General features: G+C 50.0%; 5 protein-coding genes. 2 read left to right on the top strand and 3 right to left on the bottom strand.

What is annotated here, in order from left to right; genetic code table 11:
* Positions 1-275 precede the first annotated feature (275 nt).
* Entirely contained in the window at positions 276-2,399 is a 2,124-nt protein-coding gene (locus tag E1189_RS04595) for a neutral/alkaline non-lysosomal ceramidase N-terminal domain-containing protein (RefSeq protein WP_155158880.1), read from the bottom strand.
* Between the two features lie 134 nt (positions 2,400-2,533).
* Here E1189_RS04595 and adhE point away from each other — a divergent pair, with 134 nt between their 5' ends.
* On the top strand, positions 2,534-5,137 hold the full coding sequence (gene adhE / locus E1189_RS04600; RefSeq protein ID WP_155158881.1) for a bifunctional acetaldehyde-CoA/alcohol dehydrogenase: 2,604 nt from the start codon (positions 2,534-2,536) through the stop codon (positions 5,135-5,137).
* Here the strand turns inward: adhE and E1189_RS04605 are convergent.
* Together E1189_RS04605 and E1189_RS04610 are read right to left on the bottom strand one after the other, a co-directional pair.
* Positions 5,134-6,552 (bottom strand): PP2C family serine/threonine-protein phosphatase, encoded by a 1,419-nt coding sequence (locus E1189_RS04605; RefSeq protein ID WP_196221203.1) that lies wholly within the window; start codon positions 6,550-6,552, stop codon positions 5,134-5,136. The genes adhE and E1189_RS04605 overlap by 4 nt on opposite strands.
* 512 nt (positions 6,553-7,064) lie before the next feature.
* Positions 7,065-7,430, bottom strand: a complete 366-nt coding sequence (locus E1189_RS04610; RefSeq protein ID WP_155158883.1) for a hypothetical protein — start codon at positions 7,428-7,430, stop codon at positions 7,065-7,067.
* Between the two features lie 305 nt (positions 7,431-7,735).
* Between E1189_RS04610 and E1189_RS04615 the strand changes: the two genes are divergently transcribed.
* Positions 7,736-8,020 carry a YebG family protein gene (locus E1189_RS04615; RefSeq protein WP_155158884.1) on the top strand — a complete coding sequence of 95 codons (285 nt, stop codon included), beginning with the start codon at positions 7,736-7,738 and terminating at the stop codon, positions 8,018-8,020.
* Positions 8,021-8,461 lie beyond the last annotated feature (441 nt).

An 8,461-nucleotide genomic window follows, 5' to 3' on the forward strand; every position in this document is an offset into this window, starting at 1 on the left:
TCGATCATAAAACCTCAACAGACCCTAGCAGCCTGTTGAGAAGTCCGTAATTCGCAGACCAGATATCTTTCCCCATAGCCTCAATCTGGAGCTGAACCATCCGTTCAAAAGTGTTGAGCATTTGCTGGCATGACTCTGGCGAGTGCTTCACCTCCGCCAGCAACGCAACTGTTGCCTCGACGGTGGAATACAGGCCCTTCACACCGCCCACATAGTTCACGCTTTAGCTGGTCACGCTTCAAATGGCATCTCGAATCATTGGTTGAAAGCGTTGATTATAACTGTCCCGCGCCTTTCTCCAGATTCCTCCGGGCTATCACCAGCATCATTCCACCACTCCCCTCATACATCAGCCTGAAGCTTTTGGTGTAACCAAAATAGGGCACCATGGCTCCCTGAGGGCTGCGCCAGATACCATGGTGCCCTAATCGGTAAGTACCGGGGGCAGCATCATAAGGTACATGCCACTCTACACAGGCTTCGCCAGAATGGGAGCCGGAGTAATCTGGTTGCCATACAAAACGGGTATCCCAGTCATCATCGTTAACAACTTCAAACCACTGGTGGCTTTTGTTCTGTTTTTCCACTGTCATAAAGCTTTTGAGGCGACGTATAGCCAGCCTGGGATGGGTTGCAGTAAAACAGGCACGCACTTTCTGCCCAGCCCATATTACATCCGGCTGGCTTGATAACATCCGTCCGTATTCCCCATACCCGCCACACACAAATTCAGGCATATCCACCTTACGGTAAAAGCGGAACAAATCATCGGGTACGGCTCTTGAGGGCTCAAACCGACCGGGTTCTACCAAATTACCAGCCAGACGTGCAAATACGCTCTGGTAGGCAGGCAATGTCCAGGGGCCAAACAGTGTGGCTCCGGCTTCGTACAACTGCTCCTGGTATTCTTCCGGCGTAGTAACGTAGAGGCTGTAATCATTGGCATAGCCTGCCAGAACCAGATTGGAGAACCTGTCTCCTGTTTCAGACTTTACTGTATTTTTAAGCCTGCGCCCTGCGACAACCGTAAACTCCGCAGGAACACCAATCAGCCCCAGACCTCCAATCTGCACTAAAGACACAGGGATAACCTGTGGAGCCCAGCTTAAATTAGCTATCTCTGGAGGAAGACTCCCCCCAAAAGCGGAGTTCAAAGCTGTGTTAATGTAATGAAAATCATGGGGTGCCCCCAAAGCAATTAAAGACACTTTTGGGGTGTGGCAGGCACTGATCTCGGGGGTCAACCCGGTGAGCCAGGAGCTGATAAAGGTCCATGGAAATCTGGGAAGTTTCTCCTCATCCCTGAAAAGAATATTCCAGGGGGATGGCCGGCCATCACGAGTACCGGCAGCAAAGGCATAACCGGCTACGGCAGGGCAGGTCTGTACAGGATGAGGCAAACCAGTTAACGACTCCGGCACAGCCAATCGGGAGAAGTCTACATACTCATGCTGCCAGTCCAGCGGTCCTGTTAACTCCTGAGTCGCTTCTGCAAAGAGTTTCGATCCCATTTGGTACTGACGCCGCCCAATGATGCGAGCACTCTCTTCCGGTGTCGAACCAGGCCCCGTTCCGTTTAAAAAGAGATTAGGAGTCATATCGCCAGCATTCGTCTGAGGAAAAGCCGCAACAAAGTCATTGCCCATCTCCTTTTCCATCAGGGCTGCTGCATACCCTTTGTTGTCACTGGAAATCAGCAGATTGTTCATGGGAAAAGACACACCGTGGGTGGCAAACCATCCCAGCATGCCAACGGGTTTGCGGCATTGCTCGAATTTCATCACCAGCATTTCCGGGTCCACGGAGCACATAGAAATCGCTTCCGGATTGCGAAAGAAGGCTTTGAGAGCACGATTGGCGCTGGCGTTATAGAGCTCCCCCTGATTCACAAGCACTCTTCCGGGAGCAAGGCTTTTATGGGCCTGACTCACTGCATCGACTATGCCACCAACCATTGCCTCAAAAGCATCAGGAAAGTACCCGTGAACCGACATACTGAAAATAAAATGGCCGCCCTGCCCGCCATTGGCGCTGTGAGTGTGATCCGCCACAATCAGAATATTGCCATCTTCATACACAGGGCCATATAGCTGCCGCAGACGTCGCACAGCCTCGCGGGTCACATTGCCATATACCATCGCGGCACTGACCACCACCACGGCCACTCTTTTCTGGGAGGCTCTGTCAGCTATAAGAAAAGCACGGGCCCACATACGATCATGTATGCCTACAGCCACCTGTGACGCCTCGCCATATCCCATAAGCCCCACACCGTAAGCAGGGCCGGTAATATCACTTTTCCCCACACCCACCAGCCAGGGCAACTCAGCCTGCCCGGAGAGCGGCAGAGCCAGCAGAATCATGGCCGAAATGAGAGCAGTAAAAGTCGGTCGAGACATGCTTATTCCTTAAAGGCAGAAGCAAAAGACCGCTCAGTATAGAAGCGTATGAGAAATCTGCTTGTTCCCTGCCCATCGACTATTCTTTCTCCTCCTAACCGTGGATTACTTTCCCCCATCAGGGAGGCGTCACCATGACCACAGACGACAACCGGCAACTTGAACAGATCATCGAATCAGTACAGGACGCACAACAGCAATACTCCACGTTTTCTCAAGAACAGGTAGATTCCATATTTCGCAATGCCGCTCTGGCTGCGGCGGATGCCCGCGTCAGTCTTGCCAAGCAGGCTGCAAGTGAAACGGGAATGGGGATTATCGAGGACAAGGTGATTAAAAATCATTTTGCCTCCGAGTATATCTACAACAAGTACAGGGATGACAAAACCTGTGGCATTCTTGAAGAAGACCCGACTTTCGGCATTATTAAAGTGGCCGAACCCATCGGAGTTATTGCAGGTATTGTACCTACCACAAACCCCACCAGCACCGCCATATTCAAAGCCCTTCTGGCACTGAAAACCCGTAACGGAATTATTTTCTCTCCCCATCCGCGGGCTAAAAACAGCACATGTACGGCGGCCAGGATCGTCCTTGAGGCCGCTATAGAAGCAGGAGCGCCGGCCAATATTATTGGCTGGATTGATCAGCCATCGGTTGATCTCTCCAGCCAGCTTATGAGGCACCCGGCCATCAGCCTGATTCTGGCGACAGGAGGCCCGGGCATGGTGCGTGCGGCTTATTCATCCGGTACTCCAGCCATTGGTGTGGGCGCAGGAAATACCCCTGTAGTGATTGATGAAAGCGCTGATATCAAGCAGGCTGTCAGCTCCATTCTTATGAGTAAGACGTTTGACAATGGCGTTGTATGCGCCTCTGAACAATCAGTCATTGTCGTTGATAGTGTGTATAAACAGGTGCGGGACCGCTTCCTGAATCATGGCGGTCTGGTGATGAAAAAAGCCGATGCTAACAAAGTCGCCAAAGTCTTGCTGAAAGACGGTGCCTTGAATGCGGCGATTGTTGGTCAGCCGGCTGTCAAGATTGCGGATCTTGCCGGCATAAAAGTGCCACAGGATACGAAGGTGTTGATTGCGGAAGTATCTGACACCACCGAGAAAGAACCCTTCGCCCATGAAAAACTGTCCCCGACTCTGGCCCTCTACAAAGCCAAAGACTTTACTGAAGCCACAAAACGGGCAGCTGAACTGGTCGCACTGGGAGGCATCGGCCACACATCTGTGCTGTACACAGATCAGGATCGGCAAACCAAACGTCTGGAAGAGTATGGCCAGGCCATGAAAACCGCGCGGATTCTGGTAAATATGCCAGCGTCCCAGGGGGCAATTGGTGACCTGTACAACTTCAAGCTGGCGCCCTCCCTCACCCTGGGCTGCGGCTCTTGGGGCGGAAACTCCATCAGTGAAAATGTGGGCGTCAAACATCTGATAAACATCAAGACAGTGGCCATGAAGCGGGAAAATATGTTGTGGCACAAGCTGCCGGAATCTGTGTACTTTAACCGCGGCTGTCTGCCAGTTGCTCTCGAAGATCTTCACGGCTGTAAACGGGCTGCCATTATCACCGACGCTTTCCTCGCCAGCAGTGGTATGGCCAGTCAGGTGACCGGCGTTCTGCGTCAGCACGGTATAGCTGTCAGAGTCTTCTCTGGCGTAGAGGCTGACCCAACCCTCGCTATTGTGGCAGAAGGTACTGCCATGATGAATGAGTTTCAGCCTGATGTCATTGTCGCCTTTGGTGGTGGCTCACCTATGGATGCCGCCAAAATCATGTGGGTGATGTACGAGCACCCTGACGTGCGCTTTGAAGAACTGGCTCTGCGCTTTATGGATATTCGCAAGCGCATCTATCACTTCCCGAGAATGGGTGATAAGGCCAGGTTTGTTGCGATCCCAACCACATCCGGCACTGGCTCAGAAGTCACTCCCTTTGCCGTGGTGACCGATGAAAAGACCGGGGTCAAATACCCACTGGCAGACTACGAGCTGACACCGGACATCGCTATTGTGGATGCGGACCTTGTCATGAATATGCCTCGTACACTCACCTCCTGGGGCGGAGTTGATGCACTCACTCACGCGCTGGAGGCTTATGTATCTGTAATGGCGACACCCTACACAGACGGCCACTGTCTGCAGTCTATCACCATGATATTCGAATGGCTGCGTCCAGCCTGTCAGGAAGGCAGCTGCAACCCCAAGGCCCGTGAGCAGATGCATAATGCCGCTACCATTGCTGGTATGGGATTTGCCAATGCCTTTCTGGGTATTTGCCATTCCATGGCTCACAAAATCGGCAGTGAATTCCATCTGGCCCACGGCCTCGCTAATGCGTTACTGATCAGTTATGTAATCCGCTATAACGCCACCGACAACCCTACCAAACAAGCCGCCTTCCCCCAGTATGATCGCCCCGTAGCCAAGTGCAGGTATGCTGCAGTGGCCGATCACCTGAAACTGGAAGGCAAGGATAACGAAGCGAAGGTCATCAGCCTGATCAAAGCTGTTGAGGCGTTGAAGCATGATGTGGGTATTCCGCCATCTCTGCAGGAAGCCGGAGTTCCTGAAGACATGTTCCTCAGCAATCTGGATTCACTGTCAGAAGCTGCTTTTGATGACCAGTGCACATCAACTAACCCCCGTTATCCGCTGATTACGGAGATTAAGGAAATATTGCGCAGGGCATATTATGGGGAGGATCCTACCAAAGCGATCTAAAGCTCTGCGGCCACACCCTTCACCCCAGTATCATGTTGTGCAGCTTGTTCGACCTGAGAAACCGAGCGAACCTCACTGCCAAACATAGATTTAACGGGTAAAACGAGTACTGATATATTGTCTGTGCTGCCACGCTCAATAGCCAGCGTGGCAGCCTTCTGTGCCAGGGTAAGCCCTTCTACATCAGAGTTATCAGCCAATTCGCTCTGAAGAAGTTTTGCGTATTCTTGTGTGTGCACACAGTCGAATAAACCATCACAACCAATCACCAGCCACAAGTCATCAATATCTTTCAAATTTTTGCATTCCAGGGCAGTTACCTGGGATTCCGAGACAACAGCCCCACCAAGATTATGATCTCCAAGAGCATAGGGCATACCTATCCGCCTTGCGAGGGGATCATCGCTAAGAGGGTTAGAGACATACAGGTTAAACGCGTAGTTCATCCACACCGGAAGGGCTAAGCCTTCCGGGGGGATATTGTTTATCTTCCTGGAGCGATATTGAAATGAATAAAGTATGATTTCTCCACCCCGTTCAATGACTTTCTTTCCATGTTCAGAGAGGATGTCCGGATACTGGTCGAGAGGAAATATATCGGTAAACTTTCTGGAACAGTTGCTAACTCCACTCATCCGCCCTTTATTACACACCTCCTGTGTCATGGATGAAAAGTTCAACATACTCTCGCCCCCTATATCCAAAGTCAGCGCTGAGTAGTCACCATTGCGATTAAGAAGAACAGCCCGGCTGTCTCCCACATTCACGAACCAAAGCACGTCTTCAATAGCAACGGCGACACAAGCGGTCGTTCCTCCGCTTGAGATTTGCCTGTCGAGGTCAACCATTGTTGTCCGAAGGGCTGTACGAATGCCAGCAGGACTCAGTTTCACAGGGTTATAGCGTGCGAGATTTTCTGACAGCACATCAATAATTGCCATTTCCACATGTTCTGCCGCAAGGCTGTTCGTATGCCCATCAAAAACACCCACCAGACTGGCATGAACGTTTTTCTCTCCTGAGACAAAGGTAAATCGAGCAGCTTTATGTCTGTCTTCCATGGTTTGTCGCCCCCCCTGCGCTGCCAGAAATCCAGCCCGAGGAAACTCTTCAATCACACCTGAAGAGGCGATATTTAACGCTGCGACTTTACTGTCCTCAGTCTGGAAGCGTTTATTTGCTCGATGAAATATCGCACGGTATTGACTCTTTTGACCCATATCCCCATGGGCCTCTTTAGCGGCTTCAAGGTTGTCTTTCAACACTCTCTGTACGACATCCTCATCCGTTTCCACCTGATAGTCCTGATCTTGTAGCGACTGAATGAATTCATCGGACAGTTTATGGCCGTATGGAACATGGTGGGCAGGAAATGGAAGTTGTTTCGCAGTAACAAAAACGTCCGGTTTAACCATGAGATAAAGAGGTTCTTCAATAGGGCTTGTGCTCCGGCTATGCAGCTCGCGATCTGATAATGAGTCAGACAGCTCACGATCTGATATTGAGTCAGACAGATCGCGATCTGATAATGAGTCAGGCACATCGTGTATGGAACTACAACAAAGTTGCGAACAAATATTCCAGAGAGAGCGCCTCACCTCAGGTTCTGCAGTGTGATCTGTGGAAGCACCAGGCTCACAGTTTACGGAGGGAGTTGTATGAGAAATTTGTGATATAGAACCATACCTTGAAGCCATATCCAGTACCTGCCATAAATACATAAAGGAAAACAAGTTAGAGTATGACGGTACAAACAATTCCATGGTGGTCAGCCATACTATCCATATGGTTAGACCTTCACTGTCTTCCTGTCTGTAATTGTAAGTACCCAAACCATTGTTTTTGTTTAGTATGGCGGCCTGCTCCGGGAAGCCAGCTCAGCCAGAAGTGGAGCTGGCTGTCACCCGGTTTTATTGTTTCTGTTTTATCAATTCCAGCTTTTCTGTCCTGCACTCGCTTTCTGTGTGGCCAGCCCCGCGGCCACCAATTGATTGATTTCTTCCAGTTCGCCGTCGTCGGCTTCCAGAGCTACAGAGTATTCGTGCTCCTGACCTTTATCCTGATGATCAACAATATAGCCACAGAATTCTGTTAGCGAGTTTGTGCCGCCATGAAATGTTAATCGTAAACGCTGCCCCAGTTCCATCTGCTGAAAACTGGAAAAGTCCAGATTAAAACCAAAGGAGCGTAGCAGACGAACTTTACCCAGAGAGCGTCTCAGGCCCAACAGCCCGCTTTGTACCACTTCCAGCTTCACAGGCTGTTGGCCTGCACTGCTATCCACTTCGGACATGATCGCTTTGGAACCTCAGTATGTATAAAAGTCTGTATTCAAAAAACGGCGTCATCATACTTAGAGAAACTTCTAAAACCCTGCTCCTAATCAATAAAACGAATAAAAACAAATAGAATTTTCACAACCCAAACACCACTAAACACTTACTGACGACACCACAGACTACGTATCACTACGTAACACTTCCATTTTACAAGATACTGTGCTTTTATACAGTAATAATTTGGAAATAATTTATCCCATACACCGCCTGCTATCACACCAGTTGCAGGCGCAACTTTTAATGAACCTGAGGATCACTGATGGCCGTTATCCCTATGTGGCAATGTGACCGGGACGGAAGCATGTTTGCAGATCGTAAAGCCGCCGAAGAACATGACCGCATGCTGGAGCTTGCTGACGCTCTGTCCACCTTTCTGCAAAGTCAGATTTCTTCTTCGCAAGGTTTGAATGAAGAGCTGGCTGAAGAGATCGGCCTGCTTCTGGCTCGCAATAAGGAGCCATTGAGTCGAGCCTTCAAAGGCAAAACATCCATGCTGCAGGAACTGATAGAAGACGACGAAAAAGAAGAGAACACCGAAGCCTGACATAAATCAAATTTCGGTTATTTATCAAGAATATAGGCATAGTTTTCGGATTTTGTGTTCATTCCTGCTCTGTAACGATCAGAACCGCAAACCTAAACTGACCTCGCTATCTGAAGATGCCTCCCACTCCAACATCTTTAGATGTTTTCAGGTAAATCCCTGCTTAGCCGGATGACATTTGTTATCCGGCATTTTCTTTTTTACATCCCGTTTTTTTTGCAGACTACTACTTTTTGCCCGGTGCTCACCCATTGAACAAAAAGGCTCATACCTGCACACCGCCCTCTTATTCCTGCCAGCTGTCATTCTGGCGTATTGCACACTGCGAGTTTCCACGTCTATGCCGAAGAGGCACATACTTGCCATAGCACCGAATGCGTTTGTGCCATTGGCCGTTATGCACAACCGAGCAGTATTCTCCAATCCAGAAATGAGCCTGAA

Origin of the sequence: Parendozoicomonas verongulae (assembly GCF_009711465.1) — a bacterium.
GTDB lineage: Bacteria > Pseudomonadota > Gammaproteobacteria > Pseudomonadales > Endozoicomonadaceae > Sansalvadorimonas > Sansalvadorimonas verongulae.

What these genes read in the sequence shown, in the direction of transcription:
- E1189_RS04610 (WP_155158883.1), bottom strand. Translation starts at nt 7,430, where the DNA reads ATGTCCGAAGTGGATAGCAGTGCAGGCCAACAGCCTGTGAAGCTGGAA.
- E1189_RS04615 (WP_155158884.1), top strand. Translation starts at nt 7,736, where the DNA reads ATGGCCGTTATCCCTATGTGGCAATGTGACCGGGACGGAAGCATGTTT.
- adhE (WP_155158881.1), top strand. Translation starts at nt 2,534, where the DNA reads ATGACCACAGACGACAACCGGCAACTTGAACAGATCATCGAATCAGTA.
- E1189_RS04605 (WP_196221203.1), bottom strand. Translation starts at nt 6,552, where the DNA reads ATGGTTAAACCGGACGTTTTTGTTACTGCGAAACAACTTCCATTTCCT.
- E1189_RS04595 (WP_155158880.1), bottom strand. Translation starts at nt 2,399, where the DNA reads ATGTCTCGACCGACTTTTACTGCTCTCATTTCGGCCATGATTCTGCTG.